Genomic DNA, 26,451 nt, shown 5'->3' with positions numbered 1-26,451 from the left:
CCATGGCCGGCTATAGCGGGCTCATGAGCGATGCGGCGGCCAATCCCCGAGCGACGGAATCGGTGGAAGCGCGCCTGCGCGGCGCGCTCGACCAGGGCGACGTCGTGCTCGGCACGGTCGCACCCGTGCTCCGCCACCTGCTGGCGAGCGACGATAGCGGCCTGTTCGGCGATGCCATCCTCGCGCGCGTGCGCGGCATGATCGGCGACGTCGCGCGCCAGCTCATGGCGCGGGTCGAAGGCGGCGACGGCGACCTTGCGGCGCTGACCCTCGCTCTCACCGACAATCCCGCGTTCCTTGGGCACGTTCACGCGCTGGTGCTCGAATGGCACCTGACCGAACTGCTCCAGGCGCGGCTCGCGTTCGACCCCGTGCTTTCGCCTTTGCTCCAGGCGCTCGTCGCCTCGTCCGACGAGACGACCGCGGCGCTGGCGATGAAGTTCCTCGCGGCCCAGGCCCGGTTCGGCCAGGCCCAGCGGCGCATGCGGCTGGCGCTGGCCGAATTGCCCGGTGATCTGCTCCACGCGGCGCTCGTGGCCTTGCGCGGCGTGGCGGGTGGCAGCGCCGAAGCCGATCAGCGTGCCGCGGCTGCCGAAGCCGCGATCCGCGCCGACTATGACGAAGCGCGCAGCCGGCTCGGACTGCTGTCGCGGTTGGTCACGGGCATGGGGGCTGGCGCCGTCGCCGCACTGTCGCTGCACCACGCCGGCGCCGCGATCTTCCTCACCGCGCTCGCCGTTTCGGCACGACAGGACCGCGATCTTGCGACGCTCGCGACCAGCGAGACGCAGCGCACCCGCCTCGCGCTTGCGCTCTGTGCCGCGGGTCTCAAGCCCGAAGCGATCGAGGAGCAATTGCTCGCGCTCGATCCCGACGCCGAACTGCCCGAGGGCATCGATCGGCTCGCACCCGATCGCGCGGCGGCGCTGATCGCCGGGGCGGGACACTGACCGTGTCGGGCGGACTTCCCGCACCCTTGCGCGCGGTCAGCGACGGCGCCGACATGTTGGTCTCGGCCGACAAGGCGATCGCCGCGCTGCAACTGCGCTGTGGCGGCGACCTGCCGGGCATGATCGCGGTACCGGCGCTGCTCGAGGTGGTGCGCAAGGCGCGCCGCTACGGCCTCAAGCTCGCGCGTACGATCCAGGCGCAGGACGGCGCCAGTGCGATCACAGCCTGGGTCGAGGTGGAGCCGCTGCCCGGTGATGATGCCGGCTGCGAGATCCTGCTGCGCAACTGGCACGCGGCGCCGCTCGCCGCCGAAGATCCCGCCGAAGCCGACGAACGCCGCGGCGAGATCGACCGGCACGTCGCCGAACTGACCGCGCGGCTCGATGCCGGCCAGCGCGTGCTCACGGTCGAAGCGGAAGCTCCCGATCTCGTCGCCCTCGCTGCTGCGATGGAAGCCGGTTTCGGCCGCCCTTGGACCGATTTCATCACGATCGCCGGCAACAGCCATTCGCAGCCGCTGCACTGGCGCCTGCTCGACGGTGCCGACGTCGAAGTGCCCGGATCGCCGCGGCGCTGGCGCGCGAGCCTGTTTCCCCAGGCCGGACCGGGTCGCGAACCCGCGGGCTTCGAACTCTGCCTGGTCTCGCCCGAACTCCCGGCGCTGCCGCCCGAGCCCGACGCCGGCAAATCGGCAGCGCGCCACCGCCTGCTCGGCCGCGACGTTGCGCCGGTCCTGCGCCAGCCGATCGCGCGGATCATCGCCAATGCCGAGACGATCCACTCGCGCCTGGCCGGGCCGATTTCGGACGACTATGCCAACTATGCCGCCGACATCGCTTCGGCGGGCCAGCACCTGCTGGCGCTGATCGAGGATCTGACCGACCTCGAAGTGGTCGAGGCCGACGACTTCTCGACCGCGCCCGATCGCATCGATCTGGCCGACGTCGCCCGTCAGGCCGCAGGCATCCTCGGCGTAAGGGCGCGAGAGAAGCGTATCGCACTCGATGCGCCGCGCCCGGGTGAGAGTCTGCCCGCCGTGGCCGAGTTCCGCCGCGTGCTGCAGGTCCTGATCAATCTGGTGACCAATGCGATCCGCTACTCGCCCGAGGATTCGCAGGTGTGGATCCGGCTCGAGGATTCGATCGACGCCGGTCCGGGCCGCGTGCGCGTCGTCGTTTGCGATCAGGGGCCGGGTCTCTCCGAAGCCGATCAGGGCCGCGTCTTCGAGAAGTTCGAGCGGCTGGGTCGCAGCGGTGACGGCGGTTCGGGGCTGGGACTCTACATCTCCCGCCGCCTGGCACGCGCGATGGGCGGCGATCTCAGCGTGGAAAGCGCTTCGGGGCAGGGTGCCCGCTTCATCCTCGACCTGCCGGCCGCTTCTCAAGACTGATCCTGGCAAAGAAAAAGCCCCCCGTCGCGTGGCGACGGAGGGCTTCGACTTGGGCTGTACCGGTAAGCTTAGCGCTTTTCGACCGGAACGTAGTCGCGCTGCGCGGGGCCCGTGTAGAGCTGGCGCGGACGACCGATCTTCTGGCCGGGATCGCTGATCATTTCGTTCCACTGCGCGACCCAGCCGACGGTGCGGGCGAGTGCGAACAGCGCGGTGAACATCGTGGTCGGGAAGCCGATCGCCGAGAGGATGATACCCGAATAGAAGTCGACGTTCGGGAACAGCTTCTTCTCGATGAAATAGGGATCGTTGAGCGCGATCTCTTCGAGGCGCAGCGCGGTCTCGAACAGCGGATCGTCGACCTTGAGCGCCTCAAACACCTCGCGCACGGTCTTCTGCATGACCGTCGCGCGCGGATCGTAGTTCTTGTAGACGCGGTGACCGAAGCCCATCAGGCGGAACGGATCGTTCTTGTCCTTCGCGCGCTCGATGTACTCGGGGATACGCTCGGGACGGCCGATCTCACGCAGCATCTCGAGCGCCGCTTCGTTGGCGCCGCCGTGGGCCGGACCCCAGAGACAGGCGATGCCGGCCGCGATGCAGGCGAAGGGGTTGGCGCCCGACGAGCCGGCGAGACGCACGGTCGAGGTCGAGGCGTTCTGCTCGTGGTCGGCGTGGAGGATGAAGATGCGGTCCATCGCCTTCTCGACCGCCGGGATCACCTCGTACTCTTCCGCCGGCACGCCGAAGGTCATGCGCAGGAAGTTGCCCGTGTAGGACAGCGAGTTGTCGGGATACAGCATCGGCTGACCGACCGAGTACTTGTAGGCCGCGGCCGCGATCGTCGGCATCTTGGCGATCAGGCGGTGCGAGCTGATCTTGCGGTGCTGCGGGTCCGAGATGTCGGTCGAATCGTGGTAGAACGCCGAGAGCGCACCGACCACGCCGCACATGATCGCCATCGGGTGCGCGTCGCGGCGGAAGCCCTTGTAGAAGCTCATCAGCTGCTCGTGCAGCATCGTGTGGCGGGTGATCGTGCGATCGAAGTCCGCGAGCTCGGTGGCGTTGGGCAGCTCGCCGTTCAGCAGCAGGTAGCTGACTTCCATGAACGAGCTGTTCTCGGCCAGCTGGCCGATCGGATAGCCGCGGTGCAGCAGAACGCCCTCGTCGCCGTCGATGTAGGTGAGCGCGCTTTCGCAGCTCGCCGTCGAGGTGAAGCCCGGGTCATAGGTGAACTTGCCCGTCTGGCCGTAGAGCTTGCGGATATCGATCACGTCCGGACCGATCGAACCGCTCAGGACCGGATAGTCGAAGTCCTTGCCGTCGGTGCTCAGTTTAGCTTGATTGCCCAAGTGCCTTACTCCTCAGAATTATTCTGCTTCGGCCGGCGCGGCCTGGGCGGCGATGCGCGCCAGGCTTTCTTCCCGACCGAGCAATGTGAGAACATCGAAAATACCCGGTGACGTCGTCTGTCCCGTCAGAGCCGCGCGAAGCGGCTGGGCGAGCTTGCCGAGACCCAGGCCGATCTCTTCGGCCATCGCCTTGAGACTGGCTTCGAGGCCTTCGCTTGTCCAGCCGTTTTCGGCCAGCAACCGATCCTGAATGCGGCTCAGCAGCGTGCGCGCCTCGGGCGTCAGCAGCGCTTCGGCCTTGGGATCGAGCGTCAGCGGGCGCTGCGCGAAGAGGAACACCGAATTCGCTGCCAGCTCGTTGAGATCCTTGGCGCGGACCTTGAGAACCGGCATCGCACGCGTCAGCAGCGCGAGATCGGGCGTGCCGTCAAGCTTGGCCGCGACGAGATCGGCCAGACGCGCGTCGTCGGCCTCGCGGATGTAGTGGCCGTTGAGGTTGAGCAGCTTGGCCGTGTCGAACCGCGAGGGGCTCTTGCCGACATGGTCGATGTCGAACCACTCGATCGCCTGGTCGCGGCTGATGATTTCTTCGTCGCCGTGGCCCCAGCCGAGGCGCAGCAGATAGTTGAACAGCGCCTCGGGCAGCAGGCCGAGTTCGTCGCGATAGGCGTCGACACCCAGCGCGCCGTGGCGCTTCGACAGCTTGGCGCCGTCCGAACCGTGGATCAGCGGCACATGCGCATAGACGGGGACGTCCCAGCCCATGCCGTGGATGATCGACAGCTGGCGGAAGGCATTGTTCAGGTGGTCGTCGCCGCGGATGATGTGGGTGACGCCCATGTCGTGATCATCGACGACGACCGCGAGCATGTAGGTGGGCGTGCCGTCCGAGCGGAGCAGGACGAAATCGTCGATCTCGGCATTGCTGACCGTGACCGTGCCCTGGACCAGGTCGTCGATCACCGTTTCGCCTTCGCGCGGGGCCTTGATGCGTACGACCGACGGCGCGCCGGCGGGGGCCGTCGCGGGATCGGCATCGCGCCATTCGCTGTCGATACGGAACGGGCGGCGCTCGGCCTGGGCCTTCTCGCGGCGCGCGGCCAGCTCTTCGGGCGTCAGGTAGCAGCGATAGGCGTGGCCGGAGTCGAGCAGCGTCTGCGCGACTTCGGCGTGGCGCTCGGACCGGGCGAACTGGAAGGTGGCGGGCTCGTCGCCGTCGAGGCCGAGCCAGCGCAGGCCGTCGAAGATCGCCTCGATCGCCGGTTCGGTCGAACGCGCGCGATCGGTGTCCTCGATGCGGAGCAGATACTTGCCGCCGTGGTGGCGCGCGAACAGCCAGTTGAACAGCGCGGTGCGCGCGCCGCCGATGTGGAGATAGCCGGTGGGCGAGGGTGCGAAACGGGTAACGACCGCTTTGCCGTCCTTGCCGCTATCGCTTGCCATCTTCGCTCCTTCCTGCCCAAACTCTTGCATGCTCGAGAGTGCCGCTGTCTCTGACGAAACGGCCCCGAATTCGAAGGGCGACCTCGCCCGGGGCGCTGCACTGCAACATCGCCCTTGGCGCAGGCTGAGCGGCTTGTCCAGCGCGGGCGACGTGGTCGAGCGATTTCTTGGCGCTGCGGGCTTCGAACGTGGTCCGTGGCTGGCGGTCTTCTTCGCCGCGGGCATCGCGCTGTGGTTCGCGCTGGCGAACGTCTGGCAATGGCTGGCGCTGCTCGCCGCCTGCACCGCCCTGGCCCTGGCGAGCCTTGCGGGTTTGGCGCGCGACGGGCGATTTCCCTACCTGCGGCTGGCACTGATCGGTGTTTCCCTGCTGATCGGCGCGGGCTGCGCGGTGGTATGGGCCAAGTCCGAACTGGTCGGTGCACGGCCGATCGATCGCCCCATGGTAGCGATGCTGTCCGCCGTCGTCCTCGACCGCGAGCCGCGCCCCGCCGAGGACCGCGTCCGCCTGCTGCTGGCGACGCGCGAGCCCGAGACCGGTCGTGCGATCCGCGTGCGCCTGTCGCTGCCGCTGGCGCAGGACGACGCGCGGCTGGGCACGGGGGCTCGCCTGCGCCTGCGGGCGCGGCTGATGCCGCCGGCGCCGCCGATGCTGCCCGGCGCCTACGACTTTGCGCGCACGGCCTGGTTCGCGGGCATCGCCGCGACGGGCTCGGTGCTAGGGCCGATCGCCGTGACCGCCGCGGGCGCTGGCGGCGGCTGGCTCGAACGCACCCAGGCGCGGCTCTCAGAACATGTCCGTAGCCGCCTCGACGGCGCGGCCGGGGCGATCGCCACGGCCTTCGCCAGCGGCGATCGCGGCGCAATTCCCAAGGCTGATGACGAGGCTATGCGCGATGCCGGGCTCAGCCACCTGCTGTCGATCAGCGGGCTGCACGTCAGCGCTGTGGTTGCTGCGGTCTATCTGATCGCGCTGCGCCTGCTCGCGCTCTGGCCCTGGCTGGCGCTGCGCGTGCGGCTGCCGCTGCTCGCCGCGGGGGCCGGAGCAGGCGCGGGGATCTTCTACACGCTGTTGACCGGCGCCGAGGTTCCGACCGTGCGCTCGTGCATCGGTGCGGTGCTGGTGCTCGTGGCCCTCGCCCTGGGGCGCGAGCCGCTGTCGATGCGCATGGTCGCGGTGGCCGCCTTCTTCGTGCTGCTGTTCTGGCCCGAGGCGCTGGTCGGCCCGAGCTTCCAGATGAGCTTCACCGCGGTGATCGCGATCGTCGCCCTGCACGGCGCGGCGCCGGTACGCGGCTTCCTGGCCCCGCGCGAAGAGGCCTGGTACGCGCGGCTGGGCCGCAACCTGGCGATGCTGCTGATAACCGGCGTGGTGATCGAACTGGCGATCATGCCGATCGGCCTGTTCCACTTCCACCGCGCCGGCGTCTACGGTGCGATCGCCAACGTCGTCGCAATCCCGCTGACCACCGTGGTGACGATGCCGCTGATCTTCGTCGCGCTGGTGCTCGATTTGGGCGGGCTCGGAGCACCGGCCTGGTGGCTCGCCGGCCAGTCGATCGAACTGATGCTTGCGCTCGCGCACTGGGTTGCGGCGCAGCCGGGTGCGGTGACGACCATGCCCGCCATGGGGCGTGGTGCGATCGCGCTGTTCGTCGCGGGTGGGCTGTGGCTGGCGCTGTGGCGCGGGCCGCCGCGCCTATGGGGGCTTGCGCCGGTGCTGGTGGCCGCGGTGTCGCTGGTTTTCCTGCGCGCGCCCGACCTGCTGGTCTCCGGCGACGGCCGCCACGTCGGCATCACCGGCGTCGGCGGTTCGCTGCTGGTCCTGCGCGAGCAGAAGAGCGAATTCGTCCGCGACAACCTGACCGAGCTTTCGGGCATGGACGGAGAGCTGCGCCTGCTCGAGCAATGGCCGGGCGCCCGCTGTAACCGCGATTTCTGCGCGGTCACGCTGCAACGCGGCGGGCGCGACTGGCATCTGCTGATCGGCCGGGGGCGTGACCGCGTGCCCGAGCGCGACCTCGCCGCCGCCTGCGACCGCGTCGACATCGTCATCTCGGACCGCTGGCTGCCGCGCTCTTGCCGGCCGGCCTGGCTCAAGGCCGATCGGCGAAGCCTGGAGCGGAACGGGGGACTGGCGATCGACCTGATCGGGCAACGCGTGACGACGGTGGCCGAGACGCAGGGTGAGCACGGCTGGTGGCGCCTGTCCGAAGCAAGGCCGCGCATTCAGCCGACGGTTATGTCGTCAGGTATGCCTAACCCGCCACGGAAATGAGTGCGCCGACCACCGTGATGATGAGAGCCAAGGTGCTGCCGGCGATCATGATGCCGACACGCACCGTCATTGTGTGGATGGCTTCGCGGAGATCGGATTGAGAGGGCACGTCTTTCATCGCGACATCCGATATAGCACGCGCCATTCCCTGAGCCAAAGCCGGCTTTTGTCCGGCTTCCTCGAATGCCTTTGCCAGTCGAAGCGTGTCGATATGCGCGGGCATCGCTCACCCCATCAGTGATAGCGTCGCAGCAGCCCCGCCAGCTTGCCCTGAACCTCGACTTCGCCGTCGCGGTAGATCTGCGGTTCGTAGGCCGAGTTCGCCGGATCGAGACGGACCATGCCCTTCTCGTGGCGCAGGTACTTGAGCGTCGCTTCCTCGCCGCGGACGAGCGCGACGACGATCTCACCGTCGCGCGCGGTGCTGGTGCGACGGATCAGCGCGAAGTCGCCGTCGAGAATGCCGGCCTCGATCATCGAGTCGCCCGAAACCTCGAGCGCATAGTGCTCGCCCGGGCCGAGCAGCGCGGCGGGGACGGGCAGGGTCGACTGGCTTTCGAGCGCCTCGATCGGCACGCCCGCGGCGATGCGGCCATGCAGCGGGATCTCGATGACGTCGTTCGCCGGTTCGGGCCGCGAGGTCGCGGCAGCGGGCTTGAGTGCGGTCAGCGCCGTGTTGCTGTTCGCGGCGGCACGCGTCGTGGTCTTCCCGGTGGTCACGTCCTCAGGCTGCTTGAGCACTTCGAGCGCGCGGGCGCGATTGGGCAGACGACGGATGAAGCCGCGCTCCTCGAGTGCCGAGATCAGGCGGTGCACGCCCGACTTCGACTTGAGATCGAGCGCTTCCTTCATTTCCTCGAACGAGGGGGAAACGCCGCTCTCCTCGAGCCGGGTCTGGATGAAGCGGATCAACTCGTGCTGCTTGCGCGTCAGCATCCTGCACTCTCCCCTTGGCGCTCAAAATAGGCGGAAGTTCAGTGAACGAATGCGGAACAATTAAGAAACGATTCGAGTGCCGTCAAGCAATTCCGCCATTTTCCAGCAAGTAGACCGTGACCGTGTCGCCGGCCTCTGCTGCTGGCGCGCGCGCGGCGCGGTCGATCAGCACATTGCTCGCCGCGAGCGGGGCGAGGGCGCCACTGTCCTGCACCGTCTGCGGGGTCGCGCTCTCGCCGTCCCACACCGCGCGCAGGAACTCGCGGCGCGCGCCGCCGGCGCGCATCGGTGCGGCCAGGCGCGTGCGGATGCGCCGCGGCAGTGGATCGGCGGCGCCAAGCAGGGCGCGCAGCAGCGGCAGTAGGAACAGATAGGCGGTGACATGGCTCGACACCGGATTGCCCGGCAGGCCGAGGATCAGCTGCCGGCCTTTGGTTGCCACCAGGATCGGCTTGCCCGGCTTGATCGCGACTCTCCAGAAATCGAGTGCGGCGCCCCATGCGAGCAGGGCGGGGCGAACCAGATCGTGATCCCCGACCGAGGCGCCGCCGCTGGTGACGACGACGTCGGCCTCACCCGCGCGGTCGAGTGCTTCGGCCATGGCTTCCATCGAATCGGGAACGGGGCCGATGCGTTCGACTTCGCAGGACAGCGCGCGCGCCATGGCGGCGAGCATCACGCCGTTGCTGGCGGGCACCTGATGCGGCGCGCAGCTGTCGAAATCGATCGCGAGTTCGTCGCCGCTGTCGAGCACGACGACGCGCGGACGGCGGCGCACGGCGAGGTGGCTGTGTCCTGCCGATATGGCGAGCGCGATCTGAGCCGGGCCCAGATGCACGCCCGGCGTCAGCACCTGGGTGCCGAGCCGGAAGTCGAGCCCGCAGCGGCGGATGTGCTTGTCCTCCGGGATCGGCGCTTCGCCGGTCAGGGTGATCCGGTCGCCATCGCGTGCGATGTCTTCCTGCAGGATCACCGCGCCCGCGCCCGCGGGCATCACCGCGCCGGTCGATATGCGCGCGGCGCTGCCCGCGCGGACTTCGCCGGTGAAGGGATGGCCGGCGGCGCTCTCGCCGATCACCTGCCAGGGGCCGGCCATGTCGCCTGCCGCCACGGCATAGCCGTCCATCGCCGAGAGGTCGGTCGCCGGGTGGGTGCGGCGCGCGCCGAGCGGCTCGGCCAGATAGCGGCCGAGCGCGCCGTCCACGTCGACGCGCTCGATCGGCAACGGCGCGGCGAGCGCGAGCAGCCGGGCCTGAGCCTCTTCGAGCGGCAGTGGCGGTTGCTTCACAGGTCCGCGACCTTCCAGGTGCCCGACTTGCCGCCGCGCTTCTCGATCAGGCGGACCTGATCGATGATCATGCCCTTGTCGATCGCCTTGGCCATGTCGTAGATCGTGAGGAGTGCGATCGAAGTGGCTGTCATTGCTTCCATTTCGACGCCGGTCTTGGCGGTCAGCGAGGCCGTCGCCGTGGCGCGGACACCGTCTTCCTCGAAGGCGAAGTCGAGCGTCACCGCGTCGAGCGCGAGCGGATGGCAGAGCGGGATCAATTCGCCGGTCTTCTTCGCGGCCATGATCCCGGCGATGCGCGCGGCGGCTATGACGTCGCCCTTGGGCACTTCGCCCTGGCGGATCGCGGCGAGCGCCTGGGGCGACATGCGGATGCGGCCAGAAGCGATCGCGACGCGCTGCGTTTCCGCCTTGCCGCCGACGTCGACCATGCGCGCATGGCCCTGGTCGTCGAGATGGGTGAGCCTGTTCGAACTATCGGTCATTGTGCGCCGAGCGAAGCAAGGACCCGCGCGCCGCGCAAGAACAAATGCGCATTAGCCTTTTAGCAGCGCGTGAGTGGCGGCTGCGACGTCGGTCTGGCGCATCAGGCTCTCGCCGACGAGGAAGGTGCGTGCGCCGCACGGGGCGAGGCGGACGAGGTCGGCGTGGCCATTGATCCCGCTCTCGCTGACGAGGAGAGTGCCCTCGGGCATCAGCGGGGCCAGGCGCTCGGTCGTACCGATGTCGGTGACGAAGCGCTTGAGGTCGCGATTGTTCACGCCGATCAGACGCGATTTCAGGGCGCTCGCGCGCGTAACTTCATCTTCGTTATGAACTTCGACGAGCACGTCCATGCCGCGTTCGAGTGCGGCCGCCTCGATCTCGGCCATCTGAGAGTCGCTCAGCGCGGCGACGATGATCAGGATCGCATCGGCGCCGATCGCCCGGGCCTCGGCGACCTGCCAGGGATCGACCATGAAGTCCTTGCGCAGCACGGGCAGGTCGCAAGCGGCGCGGGCGGCGATCAGGTAATCCTCGTGGCCCTGGAAATAGGGTGCGTCGGTCAGGACCGAGAGGCAGGCGGCGCCGCCTGCCTGATAGGCGCGGGCGTGTTCGGCAGGCTGAAAATCTTCGCGGATCAATCCCTTGGAGGGCGAAGCTTTCTTGATCTCGGCGATCAGTGCGAAGCCGTTCGCAGCCTTGGCTTCGAGCGCGGCGCGGAAGCCGCGCGGCGCGGTCTGCGCCGTGGCGCGCGCGTCGAGATCGGCCAGCGAGGCCAGCGCCTTGCGCGCCGCGACTTCGCCGCGCTTGGTGTCGCAGATTTCGGTGAGCTTGTCGGTCATTTTGTCGTCGCGATCCAGCAGTCGAGCAGCGATTTGGCGAGGCCCTTGTCGATGGCCTCGGCGGCTTCCTCCACACCCTCGCGCCAGCCCTCGACCTCGCCGGCGACGATCAGCGCGCCGGCGGCGTTGAGCAGGACCGCGTCGCGGTAGGCGCCTTCTTCGCCCATCAGCAGGCGGCGCAGGGCTTCGGCGTTGTATTGCGGATCACCGCCGCGGATCGCTTCGACCGGGGCGGCGGCTAGGCCGGCGTCGGCGGCGGTTACGCGCTGCATGACGAAGCCGGTCGAGCCGACCGCAGCGATCTCGTTGCCGCCGGCGAGGCTGAGCTCGTCGAGTCCTTCGTCGCCCGAGATCACGAAGGAACGGTCGGTGCCGAGGCGAGCGAGCGCTTCGGCATAGATCGGCACATAGGCCGGGCGGGCGATACCGACGAGTTGGCGCGAGACCTGAGCCGGATTGGCCAGCGGGCCCATCAGGTTGAAGATCGTCCGGCGACCGAGCGCCTTGCGGATCGGCATGATCCGGGCCGCGGTCGGGTGGTGCTTGGCGGCGAAGAGGAAGCAGATGCCGAAATCGGCGAGCGTCGCCTCGGCGGTCTCGGCCGCGCGGTCGAGATCGAGGCCAAGTGCTTCGAGCGTGTCGGCGGCGCCGGCCTTCGATGAGGCGGCGCGGTTGCCGTGCTTGGCCACGGGCACGCCGCAGGCGGCGACGACCAGCGCGACCGCGGTCGAGACGTTGAGCGTGTGGAAGCCGTCACCGCCGGTGCCGCAGACGTCGATCGCGTTGGCGGGCGCCGCGACGGGGATCACCCGCGCGCGCATCGCGCGGGCCGCGCCGGCGATCTCGCTGGCGGTCTCGCCGCGGTCCGACAATGCGACGAGGAAGCGGGCGATATCCTCGTCCGCCACCTTGCCGTCGAGCATGGCGCCAAAGGCTTCTTCCGCTTCGTCCTCGGCGAGCGGCGCGGTGACGTCAGGCAGGCGGGTCATGCGGGGAGGCGCGCGTCGATCCCGCAGAGCGCGAGGAAGTTGGCGAGCATCGCGTGGCCATGTTCGGTGGCGATGGATTCGGGGTGGAACTGGACGCCGTGGATCGGCAGGCTCGCGTGGCGGAAGCCCATGACGTGGCCGTCGTCCGAGCGCGCGTTGACCACGAGCGCCTCCGGGATGTCCTCGACGATCAGCGAGTGATAGCGCGTCGCGGTGAACGGCGAGGGCAGGCCGGCGAAGACGCCGCTGCCGTCGTGGGTGACGGGCGAGGTCTTGCCGTGCATCAGCCCGCCGCGCACCACCTTGCCGCCGAAGGCCTGGCCGATCGACTGGTGGCCCAGACAGACGCCGAGCAACGGCTTGCCGGCGTCGGCGGCAGCCTGGACGAGATCGAGGCTGATCCCCGCCTCGTTGGGCGTGCAGGGGCCCGGCGAGATGAGGAAACCCGCGGCGCCGCTCGAGATCGCCTGACCGGTGGACAGCGCGTCGTTGCGCACGACGTCGACCGGTGCGCCCAGTTCCATAAGGTAATGGACCAGGTTCCAGGTGAAGCTGTCGTAGTTGTCGATGACGAGGATCATGCGCGGCCCTTAGCGTCTTGCATGGGCGAGGGGAACTGCCTCGCTAAAATACTGCATTGGGCAAAGATGATGATTGCGATAGATTTCCGCCAATGAAGACCCGGACCGTGACCGCTACCGAAGCGAACCGCTCCTTCTCCAAGCTGCTGCGCGCGGTCGAGCACGGTGAGCGGGTCGAGATCACGTCGCACGGCCGCAAGGTCGCGGTGATCGCGCCGGTCGAGACCAAGGCCGCGCGCGAGACGCGGGTCGAGGCGATCGAGCATCTGAAGGAACGGTGGTCGGGCGGATCGCAGAGCGGCGTCCGTTAAAAGCCGTCATCCCGGCAAAAGCCGGGACCTCTATCGGTTTATTTTGAGATCGCGGAGATGCACCGGCCAAAGGTCCCGGCTTTCGCCGGGATGCCGGCTTACTGCCCGAACCCGGCCTCGCTCGCCACGCGCACGGCTTCGCGCGCGGCGGCGATCAGCGCGCCGGCCTTGGCCTCGCACTCGCGCTGTTCGTATTCGGGATCCGAATCCGCGACGATGCCGGCGCCGGCCTGGACGTGGAGCACCCCGTCCTTGACGATGCCCGTGCGCAGCACGATGCAACTGTCGACCGAGCCGTCGGGCGCGAAATAGCCGACGCCGCCGGCATAGGCGCCGCGCGTCTCGGGCTCGAGTTCGGCGATGACCTCGCAGGCGCGGACCTTGGGGGCGCCGCTGACGGTACCCGCGGGGAAGCCCGCGAAGACCGCGTCGATCGCATCGTGCTTGTCCGTGTCGAGCTTACCCTCGACATTCGAGACGATGTGCATGACGTGGCTGTAGCGCTCGATCGTGTAGCTTTCGGTCACCTTGACGCTGCCGGCGCTGGCGACGCGGCCGACGTCGTTGCGGCCGAGGTCGAGCAGCATCAGGTGCTCGGCGCGTTCCTTGGGATCGGCGAGCAGGCTGGCTTCGTTGGCGCGATCTTCCTCGGGCGTCTTGCCACGCGGGCGGGTGCCGGCGATCGGCCGGATCGTGACGTCGCCGTCACGTACGCGCACGAGGATCTCGGGGCTCGAGCCGACCGCGGCGAAGCCGGGCAGGTCGAGGAAATAGAGGAACGGTGAGGGGTTCACCCGGCGCAGCGCGCGATAGAGCGCGAGCGGCGGCAGGGTGAACGGCGTGGTGAAGCGCTGCGCCAGCACGACCTGGAAGATGTCGCCGGCCTCGATGTATTCCTTCGCGCGCAGCACCATCGAGCGATAGGCGCCCTCGGCCAGGGTTGGCGTCAGCGTCGGTTCTGGCAAGGTCGCGTCGGTGAGCGTCGCGGGCACGGTGCTGGCCAGGCGGTGGAGCGCGGTGTCGATCCGCTCCTGCGCCTGGTCGAGCGCACGCTTGGGCGCCGCGGCTGAAGGCCAGACCGGGGCGATGCAGAACAGCGCGTCGCTGAGGCGGTCGAATACCAGGATTAGGGTCGGCCGCACGAACAGCATGTCGGGCAGCTCGAGCGCGCTCTGCTTGGCGCGCGGCAGCTTCTCGACCAGGCCGATCGTCTCGTAGCCGAAATAGCCGACCAGGCAGGCCAGCGCGGGCGGCAGCTCGGCCGGCACGTCGATGCGGCAGGCCTCGACCAGGCCGCGCAGTTCGGCAAGGGCATCGCCGGCAAGCGGAGCGAAGGCCGCGCGGTCACCCTGCCAGTCGCGGTTGATCTCGCAGGCATGGCCGGTCGCGCGGAACACCAGGTCGGGATCGAGCCCGAGCAGGCTGTAGCGGCCGCGCACGGCGCCGCCTTCGACCGACTCCAGCAGGAAGTCGCCGCGGCCCGGTTCGATCAGCTTCACCGCGGCGCCGACCGGCGTCTCGGTATCGGCGATCAGCCGGCGCCAGACGAGCGCGGGCTTGCCCTCGACGAGCGCGGCGGCGGCATTGTTCCAGTTCTCGAGACGACCCGTGGACATGTGCGTGATCAGTTGCTGCCGCTGAGCTGGTTGCGCAGGCCCTTGATCGCGGCCTCATCGCGCGAGACCTTGACCTCGGCGCGGATCGCACGGCGCAGGCTCTCGGCATATTCGTTGCCGACGAGCTGGCCGAGCTCGCGCTGGGCGGCGGGGATCAGCGTGGCGCTGGCGGCCGGCGGCGGCGTGACGATGTCCTTGAGCGAGACCACGAACCAGCCGCGGTTGCCGTCGGCCGGCAGCAGCTTGGTCGTGCCCTTGGCCATCGAGAACAGCAGCACCAGCGGCGGCGGCGGGCGCTGGCCGTTCTGGGTCAGCTGCTGGCGGTTCATGTCGATCGTCTGGACCGGCGGGATCGTCAGCTTGAGGTTGCTCGCGGCCTGGGCCAGCGGCACGCCCTTCTTGGCTTCGGCGAGCAGTCTGTCGGCCGCGGCCTTGGCCGCGCTCGCGCCGCGCTCGAGCAGGAAGGCGGCCGCGACGTCGGTCTTGATCTCGGCCAGCGGCGCCGGTGCCGAGGCGGCGATGTCGCTGACGTCGAAGATCACGAAGGTCTTGTTGGCCTCGGCTTCGGCGACCTGCGGCTCGTTTTCCTTCTCCATCGCGAAGGCGGCCGAGGCGATCCGGGCGATCACCGGCGGCATGGCCTCGCTCGGATTGACATAGGACTTGCCGTCGGCGGTCAGCGCCGGCGTGGTCTGGACGGTCAGGCCCAGCTCCTTGGCCGCGTCGGCGAGGTTGCCGCCCTTGTCGAACTCGTCTTCGAGCCGTGCGGTCAGGTCACCCAGTGCGGCGCGGCGCTTGGCGGCGGCGACCTGCTGGACGATCTCGCCGCGGACCTGGTCGAGCGTGCGTGCGGGACGGGCGTCGACGCGATCGACGTGGATCAGGTGCCAACCGATGGCGCTGCGCGCGGGCGCGGCCAGCGTGCCTTGCGCGGCGGCGAAGGCGGCTTCGGCGACCGCCGGGCTGCTGGTGCGGGCAAGGTCGGCCTTGTTGGTAGGCGGCAGATCGCCGGCCGACAGGCCCTTTTCCGCGGCTGCGGCCTTGAGCGTCTTGCCCTTGGCCACTTCGGCGGCGACCGCGCGCGCGGCGGCTTCGGTCGGCAGGACCAGCTGGGTCAGCACGCGTGCTTCGCTGGCCGCATACTGCGCCTTGTTGCTGTTGTAGAAGGCGGCGACCTCGGCATCGCTGGGCGCGGCGAGATTCTTGAGCGCTTCGTCGCCGAAGGTCGCATAGCGGATCACGCGGCGCTCGGGACGGATGAACTGGTTGCGGTGGCTCGCGTAGAAGTCCGCGAGTTCCTTGTCGGTCGGCGGGGCCTTGGGCGCGAACAGCGCAGCCGGCAGCAGGGCGATCGCGCCGTTGCGCTTTTCCTGCAGCAGCGCGGTGTAGCGCGTGGCGAGCTCACGCGGGACGACCGAGCCGAACGAAGCGGGCTCGAGGATCTGCCGCGCGATCAGGCCCTGGGCCAGGTCGGCGCGGACCAGCTTCTCGCTGATGCCACGCTGCGCGAGCAGCTGGCGGAAAGTGCTTTCGCTGAACTTGCCGTCGAGGCCGCGGAAGGCGGGGATCTTGGTGATCTCGCTGTCGATCAGTCGATCGCTGGCGATGATGCCGTGGTTCTGCCCGAACACCGACAGGGCGGTGCGGTCGATCATGTCGTCGAGCACGCGCTCGAGCCCGCCCGAGGCGACGAAGCCCTTCATCGACAGGCGCGGGTTCTGTTGGCGCATGTTATCGAGCGCGTTGGTCGCCGCCTGGTTGAGGTCGGCGGCGGCGAGCCGCTGTCGGCCGACCGTGGCGACCTTGTCCCCACTGCCGCCGTTATTGCGGAAGCCGGCGATGTCTCCCGCGGCAAAGGCGAAGGCGATCAACCCCAGGAACAGCAGGGCGAAGACCGCGCCGAACTTGGACGTGATGAAATTTCGGAAGAACTGCAGCATGGGGCAACCGCTCGTGAAAGCGCCCGGAAGCGTCCTTCCGGGCCGGGTTGGCTGCCTTTAGGAGGCAATCGGCGTTCCCGCAATGCCCGCTCGCCGCGCCGCTGTGGGCTTTGCAACATAGGCTTTTGACAAGCGCGACGCCCCTGGAATAGCTGCGCCTGAAGACAAGCGGCCGATCGCAAGGGATTCGGTTCGCAATGAGGGAATTTAATGGCTGGTCTGCCCTACATCGTCGGTAACTGGAAAATGAACGGGACGCGCGCCATGCTGGCCGAAGCCCGCGCGATCGATCGCGCGGCGAGCCGCTTCCCCGGCGTGCAGGTGGCGCTGGCACCGCCGTTCACCCTGGTGAACGCCATGCGCGAGGCCGCCGCCGACATCGGCGTGGGCGGGCAGGACTGCCATGTCCAGGCTAGCGGCGCCTTCACCGGTGACGTCTCGGCCGCGCTGCTGGCCGATGCCGGCGCCGATTTTGTCATCGTCGGCCACAGCGAGCGCCGCGCGCTCCACGGCGAGAGCAACGAACTGGTCCGCGCCAAGGCCGAAGCCGCGCAGGCCGCCGGCCTCGGCGTCATCCTCTGCGTCGGCGAGACCGAGGCAGAGCGGGATTCGGGCAATGCCGAGACGGTCGTGACCGATCAGCTCGCCGGTTCGCTGCCGCAGGGCGAGGAAGCCGCAGCCAAGCTGTCGGTCGCCTATGAGCCGGTCTGGGCGATCGGTACGGGCCGCGTGCCGTCGGTTGCCGATGTCGGCGCGATGCACCGTGCGATTCGCGCGAAGCTGGTCGCAACCTATGGTGAGGCCGGCGCAGCCGTGCGCATCCTCTACGGCGGTTCGGTCAATGCCGGCAACGCTTCGGAGCTTCTGGCGGCGGACGAGGTCGGCGGTGCACTGGTCGGCGGGGCGAGCCTCACGGCCGAAGCCTTCACCGCGATCATCGGTGCGGCTGCGGCTCTGGCCGAGCAGGCCTGAGTCTCGCGAGGAATCCGAATGGCGGTGCGCGCGGGTTGCGCCCGGGCGCACTAGCCCCTAGATGCGCGCCAGCCATTTTCATGATATCCGGATAGCATGTCGATCATCATCTTCCTTACGGTCGTCCAGGCCCTGATCGCGGCGGCGCTCGTTGGCGTCATTCTGATGCAGCGCTCCGAAGGCGGCGGGCTCGGCGTCGGCGGCAGCCCCTCGGGCTTCATGTCGGCGCGCGGCGCGGCCGATTTCCTGACGCGTTCGACCGCGATCCTGGCGACATTGTTCGTCCTGCTCAGCATCGTCCTGGCCGCCATGGCCGCGGGTGGCTCGTCGGGCCGCAAGATCGACACCACGCTCGATCGCAGCGCTCCGGCCGCTCCCGTGGCGCCGGCACCGGTCGATCCGCTGGCGGGCGCGGCCCAGCCGGGTGCTCCGGCACCCGATGCGGCTCCGGCCGCAGCGCCTGCGGCAAACGATCCGCTGGCTGGCGCCGCCAAGAAGTAATCGCCCAGAAGTCATACCAGGCATCATCGATGCAGCGCTGACCCGTTTTTTGCGGGACGCGGCTGGCTAGCTGTGGATTCCTACAGCCGGCTGGCCGCAGCGCGCTTGCTCTTCCCCCCCACTACGCACTAAGGCTCAATTCCCATGGCGCGGTATATTTTCATCACCGGCGGCGTGGTCTCCTCGCTCGGCAAGGGTCTCATGGCGGCGAGCCTCGCGGCGCTGCTGCAGGCACGCGGTTTCCGCGTCCGCATCCGCAAGTTCGACCCCTATCTGAACGTCGACCCGGGGACGATGAGCCCTTATCAGCACGGCGAGGTCTACGTGACCGACGACGGCGCCGAGACCGACCTCGACCTGGGCCACTACGAGCGCTTCACCGGCGTCTCCGCGCAGCAGTCGGACAACATCACTTCGGGCCGCATCTACCGCGACATCATCGCCAAGGAGCGTCGCGGCGACTATCTCGGCGCGACGGTCCAGGTCGTCCCGCATGTCACCGACGAGATCAAGGCGTTTGCGCTGGCTGACGAGGACGGGCTCGACTTCATCCTCTGCGAGATCGGCGGCACGGTCGGCGACATCGAGGGTCTGCCTTTCGTCGAGGCGCTGCGCCAGCTGCGCAACGAGCTCGGCCGTGAGCGGACCTGCGCGGTCCACGTCACCCTGGTGCCCTATATCGCCGCGGCGGGCGAGTTGAAGACCAAGCCGACGCAGCACTCGGTGCGCGAACTGGCGGGTCTGGGCGTCCAGCCCGACATCCTGCTGTGCCGCTGCGAGAAGCCGCTGCCCGACAGCGACCGCGCGAAGATCGCGCTGTTCTGCAACGTTCGCAAGGAAGCCGTCATCCCCGCGCTCGACGCGCCGAGCATCTATTCGGTGCCGCTGCAGTATCACGCCGAGGGTCTCGACGCCGAAGTGCTGCGCCACTTCGGTCTCGACTCGCCTGCGCCGGTGCTGGCGCGCTGGGAAGACATCGTCGATCGCCAGCTCAACCCCGAGGGTGAGGTCACGATCGGCGTGGTCGGCAAGTACGTCGGCCTGCCCGATGCCTACAAGTCGCTCAACGAGGCGCTGAGCCACGGCGGCATGGCCAACCGGGTCAAGGTCAACGTTCGCTGGATCGACGCCGAGCTGTTCGAGAAGGGCGATGCCGAGATCGCATCGCTGCTCGAGCCGATGCACGGCATTCTCGTCCCCGGCGGCTTCGGCGAGCGCGGCAGCGAGGGCAAGATCGCCTCGGTTCGCTTTGCGCGCGAGCACAACGTGCCGTTCTTCGGCATTTGCCTGGGCATGCAGATGGCCTGCATCGAGGGCGCGCGAAACACCGCGGGCATCGCCGAGGCGAGCTCGACCGAGTTCGGCGAGACCAAGGAACCGGTGGTGGGCATCATCACCGAGTGGATGGGCGCCGAAGGCCTGCAGACCCGCGCGGCGGGCGGCGACCTGGGCGGCACGATGCGGCTCGGCGCCTACGAAGCGCAGCTTGCCGGCAACAGCCGCGTGGCCTCGATCTATGGCGCGACGACGATCTCCGAACGGCATCGTCATCGCTACGAGGTCAACGGTGCCTATCGCGAAGCGCTGGAGAAGGGCGGTCTGGTGTTCTCGGGCATGTCGCCCGACGGGCTGCTGCCCGAGATCGTCGAGCGGCCGGACCACCCGTGGTTCGTCGGCGTGCAGTTCCACCCGGAGCTCAAGAGCAAGCCGTTCGATCCGCATCCGCTGTTCGCCGGCTTCGTCGAAGCGGCTTTGCGACAGGCGCGGCTTGTCTAGCGACGAACCGAAGCCCTACCTGGGGCTAAGTGCACTTTTGAACTAACCTCTTGTAAGGATTTTTTGCTAATTGCCTCCCGCAGGCAACGGCAAAGCACCGACAGCGATGCCTCGTTCTCGAGGTGCTGGTTGCGGCCTGAAGAAACTCGCCTTCGGGTGATCGTCATCAGCGACCCGGACGATCACATGGGGGCTAGGGCGGCGTGCAAACGTCGCGGGGGCGGGCCAATCCCGGGCCCGCCCCCAAATCCTCAAAACATTACGATGACTTAGGCGGCCTTGTCGGTCGCGGCGTCGGCCGGGGCTTCGACGATCGACAGCGGCTTCTGTCCGCCGATCGCGATCTTCTTGGGCTTCATCGCCTCGGGCACTTCGCGGACGAGGTCGATCACCAGCAGGCCGTCCTCAAGATTCGCGGCGTCGACGCGCACGTAGTCGGCCAGCTCGAAGCGGCGATCGAAGGCGCGCTGGGCGATGCCGACATGCAGGAACTGCCCGCTCTCTTCATCGGCGGCCTTGCGGCCCTGGACGACGAGCAGGTTCTGCTGCGCGGTGATCTCGATCTCGTTCGGCTTGAAGCCGGCGACGGCCAGGGTGATGCGGTAGGCATCGTCACCGCGGCGTTCGATGTTGAACGGGGGGTACTTGTCCTCGCCGCTCTGGCCCTGCTTTTCGAGCAGGTCGAACAGACGGTCGAAGCCGACCATCGAGCGACGATAGGGGGTAAAGTCGAAACGGTTCATGGCACAAATCCTCGTGTGAGCAATTTTCCAACAGGGAAGCCCGAAAGCGGCGCTTCCAACGTGATGCGTGTCATGCCCAGAGCGGCGCATGACACGCGTTTTGAGATATGTTAGCGCGCCACCCTTTCAAGAGGGCCGTTTCGAGAGGTCTGCCGATGTCCGCACCGAAAGTTGAGATCTACACCAAGTGGGGTTGCCCCTATTGCGTCGCAGCGAAGCAGCTGCTCGACAGCAAGGGCGTGGCCTATACCGAATACGACATCACCATGGGCGGTCCGAAGCGCGACGAGATGCGCACGCGCGTGCCCGGCGCGATGACCGTGCCGCAGGTCCTGGTCGACGACGTCGCTTACGGCGGATTCGACGACATCTCGGCGCTCGATCGCCAGGGCAAGCTCGACCCGGTGCTCGGGCTTTGAAGCGGATCGCCGTCCTGCAGATGACTTCGGGCATCGATCCCGAGGTTAATGCCCGGACCATCGTCAAGGCCTTCGATACGGCCAAGGCCAGCGCGGTGAAGATGCTGTTCACCCCCGAGATGTCGGGCCTGGTCGACCGAGATCGCAAGCGCGCGATCACGCAGGTCGTGCCCGAGGGCGAGGACCGCGTCCTCGCCGCCGTGCGCGAGGCCGCGGCGAAATCGGGGATCTGGGTGACGATCGGTTCGCTGGCAGTGCTGCGCGAGGACGGCAGCTGGGCCAATCGCAGCTTCGTGATCGACGGCAGCGGCGAGATCGTCGCGCGCTACGACAAGATCCACATGTTCGACGTCGATCTGGACACCGGCGAATCCTGGCGGGAATCGAACGCCTATGCCGCCGGCGACGCGGTGGTGACGGTCGAGACGCCGCTGGGCCGGCTTGGCCTGGCGATCTGCTACGACATCCGCTTTCCTGCGCTGTTCGAGGCGCTGGGCCAGGCGCGCTGCGACGTCATCGCGATCCCCGCCGCCTTCACCGTACCGACGGGCAAGGCGCATTGGCACCTGCTCCAGCGCGCCCGCGCGGTCGAGGCAAGCGCCTATGTCGTCGCCGCGGCCCAGGTCGGCCGGCACGAGGATGGTCGCTCGACCTATGGCCACAGCCTGGTCGTCGATCCCTGGGGCGAGATCCTGCTCGACATGGGTGAGGCCGAGGCCGGCCTCGGCTTTGCCGAGCTCCACCCTGAACGGATCGCAGACGTGCGCGCGCAGCTGCCGAGCCTTGCCAACCGTCGCGATATCGCCATTTAGGCGTTGCAATGATTGTATTCGATCTCGAATGCCGCGCGGCCGGCCACCGCTTCGAGGGCTGGTTCGGTTCCTCGGGCGATTTCTCCGAGCAGCAGGCGCGCGGCCTGGTGTCGTGTCCCGAATGCGGTTCGGCCGAAGTGATCAAGGCGCCGATGGCACCGAACCTGGCGCGCAAGGGCAACCAGCTGGTGTCGGCTCCTGCCGCAGCGCCAAGCGCGACCCCTGCCGCTGCTTCGCCGCAGCAGCCGATGACCAAGGCGCCGATGCCGCCCGAGGCGATCCAGCTGATCCATGCGCTTCATGCGATGCAGGCAGAGGCGCTCAAGGATTCGCGCTGGGTGGGCGACAAGTTCGCCGAGGAATCGCGCGCGATCCACTATGGCGAACGCGACGCCGAGATCATCCACGGTCAGGCCACCCGGGAAGAGGCCGAGGCCCTGCTCGAGGAAGGTATCGAGGTGGCGCCGCTGCCATTCCCGATCGCGCCGCCCGGTGAGGCCAACTAGGGCGAGGCCAACTAGTTCGCCGTGCTTCGCATTGCCTTGCGCGTGCCGCCCGTCTAACACCCCTGGCGGCGCGCCCGTAGCTCAGCAGGATAGAGCACCAGATTCCTAATCTGGGGGCCACAGGTTCGAATCCTGTCGGGCGCACCAGTTCCGTCACCGAGTTGTCGCAATCGGCGGGGCCGGCTATGCTGGTCTCGGGGCGGAGACGAGACCTGTATGATCGAGCCCGAGATTTCGCTGGCGCTACACCCCGGAGACTGGTTCCGCACCGCGATCGTCGAGCCCTATCGTGTCGATCTAGCCCAACTGGCCGACCATCTCGGCTTCGATCGCGAAAGCCTGGCCGCGCTGCTGCGGGGCGAACTTCCGCTCGATCACATCAGCGCGGTCCGGCTCGAAGAAGCCTTCGGCGTCAGTTCGGAATGGCTGTTGCGGATGCAAGAGAGCTTCGACCTGGCTCACGGCGGCCAGGGAGCCCAGGTGCAAATTTCTAAGCGATGATGCGGCGGGCGTGCCGCACGTTGGTCGTGCGGCGCAGGCGGTCGTCGCGCAGCTCGTCTTCGTAGTGCAGCACATGCGCGAGCGGCGCACCGAGGAAATACATCTGTTCGGACGCGGTCATGCTGTCGCCCACGTCGTTGTCGCATCCCAGCGGTCGCTGCCCGCTTCCCTCAATCCAGAGCATGGGTCCTCCTGTCCGGCACCGGCTCAATGGCCGGTGTGACGCAAGAGTTCCGCGGGGGCGACCGCCTTGGTGATGAACCGCCCTGCGCATGGGGTCAGTGCCTCGACCCTGCGATCAGTGCTGCTCGTACATCCAGATCTTGGCGTTCTCGCCGTCGACCGCATCGGACATCGACATTTCGCCCGCCTGCGAACGGCGCATCATCTCGCCGAGAACCGAAGCGGGATCCTCGGCTTCGATTTCGTAGATCGCGAGGTAGGGTGTGGGCTGGGGATGCGGCGTGACGGGAATGGCGTCGTAGCGGCGGCCGCTGACCACGCCGGGAAGTGCGCAGATCTCGTTGAGGTGCGTGCCGTCGTACCAGGCGTTGTATTCGTCATCGCGGCCGTCCTTGGCGCTGCTCGTGACGACCATCAGAAACTTGCCCATCGTCGATCCTTCCCACCTGATTTGGCCGGCTGCCGGACGCTTCGGGCAGCGGCTTCGATGCGCGGGGTCTGGCATCTCGGGGAGGTGTCGTCCAGCCTCGGCGCTCGCCTGTGAGCGTGGCGGCAGGGTTATCCGCAGCCATCTTCGCGGGCGTGCCAACCTTTTCTCGTGAAGTCCTTGAACGAATGGTCGAAAACCGCTTGAATCCGTGAATCAACTGTGATTCTGTCAGGCATGATCAAGAAAACGCGCACCGAACCGAAACTCGCCCGGGAAAGCCTGGTGCAGGGCGGTGCGCTCGTGTGTCTGCTGATCATGGCCGGCTATTCGCTGGCCGGTCCCAGCGGCGTCCTGGCCTGGGCCGAGAACCAGCGCATGCTCGAACAGCGTCGTGCCGAAGTGGTGGTGCTCACCCAGGAGCGTGACGAACTGCGCAACCGCGTTGCGCTGCTCGATCCGCGTCATATGGACCCCGATCTCGCCGGCGAACTGCTGCGCAGCAATCTCAACGTTGCGCATCCCGACGAAATGGTCATGCTCATCCACTGATGCCCTGCGCGATGTTATCGCCGCAGTGCTGATCCTATCGCGGCGTGCCTATCGCCGCGTTCAGGTTGTGCTTATACCCATCCGCGAATCTGCCAGAAGGGACAGGAATTGGCCAAACCCGCCAAAAGCGGCACCGTCGCCGCCAAGAGCAGCGCTGCCAAGAGCGGCTCCACCGCCACCCGGCGCCGCGCCGCGCCGGCCAAGAAGGCTGAGCCGGCCTTCGCCGAAGCGGGCGACGACAATTTTGCGCTGCGCAGCCTCCAGGAAGCGCACGGCAACGAGAAGCGCTACAAGGCCAGCGACGAGGAACTGCTCGAATTCTACGAGCAGATGTTGCTCATCCGCCGCTTCGAGGAACGCGCCGGCCAACTCTACGGCCTGGGCCTGATAGGCGGCTTCTGCCACCTCTACATCGGCCAGGAGGCCGTCGCGGTCGGCCTGCAGTCGGCGCTCGACAGCACCAAGGACTCGGTGATTACCGGCTATCGCGACCATGGTCACATGCTCGCCTATGGCATCGACCCCAAGGTCATCATGGCCGAGTTGACCGGGCGCCATTCGGGCATCTCGCGCGGCAAGGGCGGCTCGATGCACATGTTCAGCGTCGATCACCGCTTCTACGGCGGCCACGGCATCGTCGGCGCGCAGGTCTCGCTGGGCGCGGGCCTCGCTTTCGCGCACAAGTACCGCGAGGACGGCGGCGTCGCGCTGGCCTATTTCGGTGACGGTGCAGCCAACCAGGGCCAGGTCTACGAGAGCTTCAACATGGCCTCGCTGTGGAAGCTGCCGATCATCTTCGTGATCGAGAACAACGGCTATGCCATGGGCACCGCGGTCAAGCGCGGCTCGGCCGAGACCGAGTTCTACCGGCGCGGCACCGCCTTCCGCATCCCCGGCATGGACGTCAACGGCATGGACGTGCTCGAAGTGCGCCAGGCCGCCGAGATCGCGCTCGACTACGTCCGCCAGGGCAACGGCCCGGTGCTGATGGAGCTCAACACCTATCGCTACCGCGGCCACTCGATGTCCGATCCGGCCAAGTACCGCACGCGCGAAGAAGTGCAGGAGGTCCGCGAGAAGTCGGACCCGATCGAGGGTGCCAAGAAGGAACTGCTCGCGCGCGGGATTTCCGAGGACAAGCTTAAGGACATCGACAAGCGCATCCGCGCGGCCGTGTCCGAAAGCGCCGACTTCGCGGAGAATTCGCCCGAGCCGGATGCGTCCGAACTCTACACCGACGTTCTGGTGGAGCGCTACTGATGGCGATCGAACTGAAGATGCCCGCGCTCTCGCCGACGATGGAAGAGGGCAAGCTGGCCAAGTGGCTGGTCAAGGAAGGCGACACCGTCCAGTCGGGCGACATCCTCGCCGAGATCGAGACCGACAAGGCTACGATGGAATTCGAAGCCGTCGACGAGGGCACGGTCGGCAAGATCGTCGTGGCCGAAGGCACCGACGGGGTGAAGGTCGGCACGGTCATCGCGCTGATCGAGGGGGAGGGCGAGGCATCGCCGGCGCCCGCCGCGAGCAAGTCCGAGGAAAAGCCTGCGGCCGAACCGAAGGCCGAAGCCAAGCCTGCCGAGGCCGAAGCCCCGAAGAAGGCCGAGACGGGTACGGCCCAGCTCGCCAGTGAGGCCAAGCCCGCGGCCAATCCCGAGGTTCCGCGCGGTACCAACATGAAGATCGCTACGGTGCGCGAGGCGCTGCGCGACGCCATGGCCGAGGAAATGCGTCGCGACGACCGCGTCTTCGTGATGGGTGAGGAAGTGGCCGAGTACCAGGGCGCCTACAAGGTGACCCAGGGCCTGCTCGAGGAGTTCGGCCCCAAGCGCGTCATCGACACGCCGATCACCGAATACGGCTTCGCCGGCATCGGCACCGGCGCGGCGATGGGCGGCCTGCGCCCGGTGGTCGAGTTCATGACCTTCAACTTCGCCATGCAGGCGATCGACCACATCATCAACTCGGCGGCCAAGACCAACTACATGTCGGGCGGCCAGATGCGCTGCCCGGTCGTGTTCCGCGGCCCCAACGGCGCGGCCGCGCGCGTGGGCGCGCAGCACAGCCAGAACTATGGCCCGTGGTATGCCAGCGTGCCCGGCCTAGTAGTGATTGCGCCCTATGACGCGTCGGACGCCAAGGGCCTGCTCAAGGCGGCGATCCGGTCGGAGGACCCCGTGGTCTTCCTCGAGAACGAGCTCGTCTACGGCCGCTCGTTCGAGCTGCCCGAACTCGACGACCACGTCCTGCCGATCGGCAAGGCGCGGACCGTGCGCGAGGGCAAGGACGTGACGATCGTGTCTTACTCGATCGGCGTCGGCCTCGCGCTCGAAGCCGCCGAGCAGCTTGCGGGCGAGGGCATCGACGTCGAGGTTATCGACCTGCGCACCCTGCGCCCGCTCGACACCGATGCGATCCTGACCAGCCTCAAGAAGACCAACCGCCTGGTCGTGGCCGAGGAAGGCTTCCCCGTCTGCTCGATCGCTTCGGAAGTGATCGCGGTCTGCATGGAGAAGGGCTTCGACGATCTCGACGCTCCGGTGCTGCGCGTCTGCAACGAGGACGTGCCGCTGCCCTATGCCGCCAACCTCGAGAAGGCGGCACTGATCGACGTTCCCAAGATCGTCGCGGCGGTCAAGCAGGTCACCTATCGCTGATC

The 26,451-nt window shown here is 67.9% G+C and carries 28 protein-coding genes and 1 tRNA gene; 15 read left to right on the top strand and 14 right to left on the bottom strand.

The features are described 5' to 3' along the window. Window positions 1–2 precede the first annotated feature (2 nt). The gene (locus OLX23_RS05380) at window positions 3–950 is read left to right on the top strand and encodes a hypothetical protein (protein ID WP_264443567.1); all 948 of its coding nucleotides are present in this window, start codon (window positions 3–5) and stop codon (window positions 948–950) included. Window positions 951–952: 2 nt separating this feature from the next. Then, entirely contained in the window at window positions 953–2,341 is a 1,389-nt protein-coding gene (locus OLX23_RS05375; protein WP_319641296.1) for a HAMP domain-containing sensor histidine kinase, read from the top strand. A 68-nt stretch (window positions 2,342–2,409) separates the two neighbouring features. Here OLX23_RS05375 and OLX23_RS05370 read toward each other — a convergent pair whose 3' ends face one another. Both OLX23_RS05370 and gltX read right to left on the bottom strand, forming a co-directional pair. Further along, a complete protein-coding gene (locus tag OLX23_RS05370) occupies window positions 2,410–3,693 on the bottom strand; it encodes a citrate synthase (RefSeq protein WP_264443565.1) in 1,284 nt (427 codons plus the stop codon). A gap of 18 nt (window positions 3,694–3,711) precedes the next feature. After that, window positions 3,712–5,136 carry a glutamate--tRNA ligase gene (gene gltX, locus OLX23_RS05365; protein WP_264443563.1) on the bottom strand — a complete coding sequence of 475 codons (1,425 nt, stop codon included), beginning with the start codon at window positions 5,134–5,136 and terminating at the stop codon, window positions 3,712–3,714. Between the two features lie 133 nt (window positions 5,137–5,269). On the opposite strand from gltX, the gene OLX23_RS05360 reads away from it, so the two are divergent. After that, window positions 5,270–7,414: a ComEC/Rec2 family competence protein gene (locus OLX23_RS05360; protein WP_319641295.1), complete on the top strand. Its 2,145-nt coding sequence runs from the start codon at window positions 5,270–5,272 to the stop codon at window positions 7,412–7,414. Here OLX23_RS05360 and OLX23_RS05355 read toward each other — a convergent pair. From OLX23_RS05355 to OLX23_RS05325, 7 genes are all read right to left on the bottom strand, one after another. Beyond that, the gene (locus OLX23_RS05355; protein WP_264443559.1) at window positions 7,395–7,637 is read right to left on the bottom strand and encodes a hypothetical protein; all 243 of its coding nucleotides are present in this window, start codon (window positions 7,635–7,637) and stop codon (window positions 7,395–7,397) included. The two genes, OLX23_RS05360 and OLX23_RS05355, sit on opposite strands and share 20 nt — an antisense overlap. Window positions 7,638–7,648: 11 nt before the next feature. Beyond that, window positions 7,649–8,350, bottom strand: coding sequence for a transcriptional repressor LexA (lexA, locus tag OLX23_RS05350; protein WP_264443558.1), 702 nt, complete (start codon window positions 8,348–8,350; stop codon window positions 7,649–7,651). A gap of 82 nt (window positions 8,351–8,432) precedes the next feature. Beyond that, window positions 8,433–9,638 (bottom strand): molybdopterin molybdotransferase MoeA, encoded by a 1,206-nt coding sequence (locus tag OLX23_RS05345; RefSeq protein WP_264443557.1) that lies wholly within the window; start codon window positions 9,636–9,638, stop codon window positions 8,433–8,435. Next, the gene (moaC, locus tag OLX23_RS05340) at window positions 9,635–10,123 is read right to left on the bottom strand and encodes a cyclic pyranopterin monophosphate synthase MoaC (RefSeq protein ID WP_264443555.1); all 489 of its coding nucleotides are present in this window, start codon (window positions 10,121–10,123) and stop codon (window positions 9,635–9,637) included. The genes OLX23_RS05345 and moaC overlap by 4 nt, the downstream gene beginning before the upstream one ends. A 51-nt stretch (window positions 10,124–10,174) precedes the next feature. Next, window positions 10,175–10,963: an indole-3-glycerol phosphate synthase TrpC gene (gene trpC / locus OLX23_RS05335; protein ID WP_264443553.1), complete on the bottom strand. Its 789-nt coding sequence runs from the start codon at window positions 10,961–10,963 to the stop codon at window positions 10,175–10,177. Next, the gene (gene trpD, locus OLX23_RS05330; RefSeq protein WP_264443552.1) at window positions 10,960–11,952 is read right to left on the bottom strand and encodes an anthranilate phosphoribosyltransferase; all 993 of its coding nucleotides are present in this window, start codon (window positions 11,950–11,952) and stop codon (window positions 10,960–10,962) included. The genes trpC and trpD overlap by 4 nt, the downstream gene beginning before the upstream one ends. After that, a complete protein-coding gene (locus OLX23_RS05325) occupies window positions 11,949–12,533 on the bottom strand; it encodes an anthranilate synthase component II (RefSeq protein ID WP_264443550.1) in 585 nt (194 codons plus the stop codon). Before OLX23_RS05325 ends, trpD begins: the two co-directional genes overlap by 4 nt. A 92-nt stretch (window positions 12,534–12,625) precedes the next feature. On the opposite strand from OLX23_RS05325, the gene OLX23_RS05320 reads away from it, so the two are divergent. After that, on the top strand, window positions 12,626–12,844 hold the full coding sequence (locus OLX23_RS05320) for a type II toxin-antitoxin system Phd/YefM family antitoxin (RefSeq protein WP_264443548.1): 219 nt from the start codon (window positions 12,626–12,628) through the stop codon (window positions 12,842–12,844). A gap of 98 nt (window positions 12,845–12,942) precedes the next feature. On the opposite strand, the gene trpE is transcribed toward OLX23_RS05320, so the two are convergent. Together trpE and OLX23_RS05310 are read right to left on the bottom strand one after the other, a co-directional pair. After that, a complete protein-coding gene (gene trpE / locus OLX23_RS05315) occupies window positions 12,943–14,460 on the bottom strand; it encodes an anthranilate synthase component I (protein WP_264443546.1) in 1,518 nt (505 codons plus the stop codon). An 8-nt stretch (window positions 14,461–14,468) separates the two neighbouring features. Next, window positions 14,469–16,400: a peptidylprolyl isomerase gene (locus OLX23_RS05310; protein WP_264443544.1), complete on the bottom strand. Its 1,932-nt coding sequence runs from the start codon at window positions 16,398–16,400 to the stop codon at window positions 14,469–14,471. A 210-nt stretch (window positions 16,401–16,610) separates the two neighbouring features. On the opposite strand from OLX23_RS05310, the gene tpiA reads away from it, so the two are divergent. The 3 genes from tpiA (at window position 16,611) to OLX23_RS05295 (ending at window position 19,649) form a co-directional block, all read left to right on the top strand. Continuing rightward, complete coding sequence (tpiA, locus tag OLX23_RS05305) at window positions 16,611–17,372, top strand: triose-phosphate isomerase (protein WP_264443543.1); 762 nt, start codon at window positions 16,611–16,613, stop codon at window positions 17,370–17,372. A gap of 96 nt (window positions 17,373–17,468) precedes the next feature. Continuing rightward, entirely contained in the window at window positions 17,469–17,873 is a 405-nt protein-coding gene (gene secG / locus OLX23_RS05300; RefSeq protein WP_264443542.1) for a preprotein translocase subunit SecG, read from the top strand. Between the two features lie 144 nt (window positions 17,874–18,017). Next, window positions 18,018–19,649: a CTP synthase gene (locus OLX23_RS05295; protein WP_264443540.1), complete on the top strand. Its 1,632-nt coding sequence runs from the start codon at window positions 18,018–18,020 to the stop codon at window positions 19,647–19,649. A gap of 269 nt (window positions 19,650–19,918) precedes the next feature. Here the strand turns inward: OLX23_RS05295 and OLX23_RS05290 are convergent, their stop codons facing one another. Then, a complete protein-coding gene (locus OLX23_RS05290) occupies window positions 19,919–20,392 on the bottom strand; it encodes an Hsp20 family protein (protein ID WP_264443538.1) in 474 nt (157 codons plus the stop codon). 155 nt (window positions 20,393–20,547) lie between these two features. On the opposite strand from OLX23_RS05290, the gene grxC reads away from it, so the two are divergent. The 5 genes from grxC (at window position 20,548) to OLX23_RS05265 (ending at window position 22,630) form a co-directional block, all read left to right on the top strand. Further along, window positions 20,548–20,811, top strand: a complete 264-nt coding sequence (gene grxC / locus OLX23_RS05285; RefSeq protein ID WP_264443536.1) for a glutaredoxin 3 — start codon at window positions 20,548–20,550, stop codon at window positions 20,809–20,811. Then, window positions 20,808–21,623 carry a carbon-nitrogen hydrolase family protein gene (locus OLX23_RS05280; protein ID WP_264443534.1) on the top strand — a complete coding sequence of 272 codons (816 nt, stop codon included), beginning with the start codon at window positions 20,808–20,810 and terminating at the stop codon, window positions 21,621–21,623. Before grxC ends, OLX23_RS05280 begins: the two co-directional genes overlap by 4 nt. Window positions 21,624–21,631: 8 nt before the next feature. Continuing rightward, window positions 21,632–22,129 (top strand): DUF1178 family protein, encoded by a 498-nt coding sequence (locus tag OLX23_RS05275; RefSeq protein ID WP_264443533.1) that lies wholly within the window; start codon window positions 21,632–21,634, stop codon window positions 22,127–22,129. Between the two features lie 70 nt (window positions 22,130–22,199). Next, window positions 22,200–22,276 (top strand) — tRNA-Arg (locus OLX23_RS05270). Between the two features lie 69 nt (window positions 22,277–22,345). Then, on the top strand, window positions 22,346–22,630 hold the full coding sequence (locus OLX23_RS05265) for a HigA family addiction module antitoxin (protein ID WP_264443531.1): 285 nt from the start codon (window positions 22,346–22,348) through the stop codon (window positions 22,628–22,630). Here OLX23_RS05265 and OLX23_RS05260 read toward each other — a convergent pair. Then, complete coding sequence (locus OLX23_RS05260) at window positions 22,620–22,814, bottom strand: hypothetical protein (RefSeq protein WP_264443529.1); 195 nt, start codon at window positions 22,812–22,814, stop codon at window positions 22,620–22,622. The two genes, OLX23_RS05265 and OLX23_RS05260, sit on opposite strands and share 11 nt — an antisense overlap. 114 nt (window positions 22,815–22,928) lie before the next feature. Next, window positions 22,929–23,243: a hypothetical protein gene (locus tag OLX23_RS05255; protein ID WP_264443527.1), complete on the bottom strand. Its 315-nt coding sequence runs from the start codon at window positions 23,241–23,243 to the stop codon at window positions 22,929–22,931. A gap of 234 nt (window positions 23,244–23,477) precedes the next feature. Between OLX23_RS05255 and OLX23_RS05250 the strand changes: the two genes are divergently transcribed. The 3 genes from OLX23_RS05250 (at window position 23,478) to OLX23_RS05240 (ending at window position 26,449) form a co-directional block, all read left to right on the top strand. After that, a complete protein-coding gene (locus OLX23_RS05250; protein WP_264443525.1) occupies window positions 23,478–23,792 on the top strand; it encodes an FtsB family cell division protein in 315 nt (104 codons plus the stop codon). A gap of 249 nt (window positions 23,793–24,041) precedes the next feature. Then, window positions 24,042–25,052, top strand: a complete 1,011-nt coding sequence (gene pdhA, locus OLX23_RS05245; protein ID WP_264443741.1) for a pyruvate dehydrogenase (acetyl-transferring) E1 component subunit alpha — start codon at window positions 24,042–24,044, stop codon at window positions 25,050–25,052. Then, window positions 25,052–26,449, top strand: coding sequence for a pyruvate dehydrogenase complex E1 component subunit beta (locus OLX23_RS05240; RefSeq protein ID WP_264443524.1), 1,398 nt, complete (start codon window positions 25,052–25,054; stop codon window positions 26,447–26,449). Before pdhA ends, OLX23_RS05240 begins: the two co-directional genes overlap by 1 nt. The last annotated feature ends 2 nt before the right edge of the window (window positions 26,450–26,451 follow it).

This window comes from Novosphingobium sp. JCM 18896, from assembly GCF_025938095.1.
Lineage (GTDB): Bacteria > Pseudomonadota > Alphaproteobacteria > Sphingomonadales > Sphingomonadaceae > Novosphingobium.
Note: the sequence above shows the minus strand (reverse complement) of the source record. Positions and strands in the feature narration are given on the sequence as shown.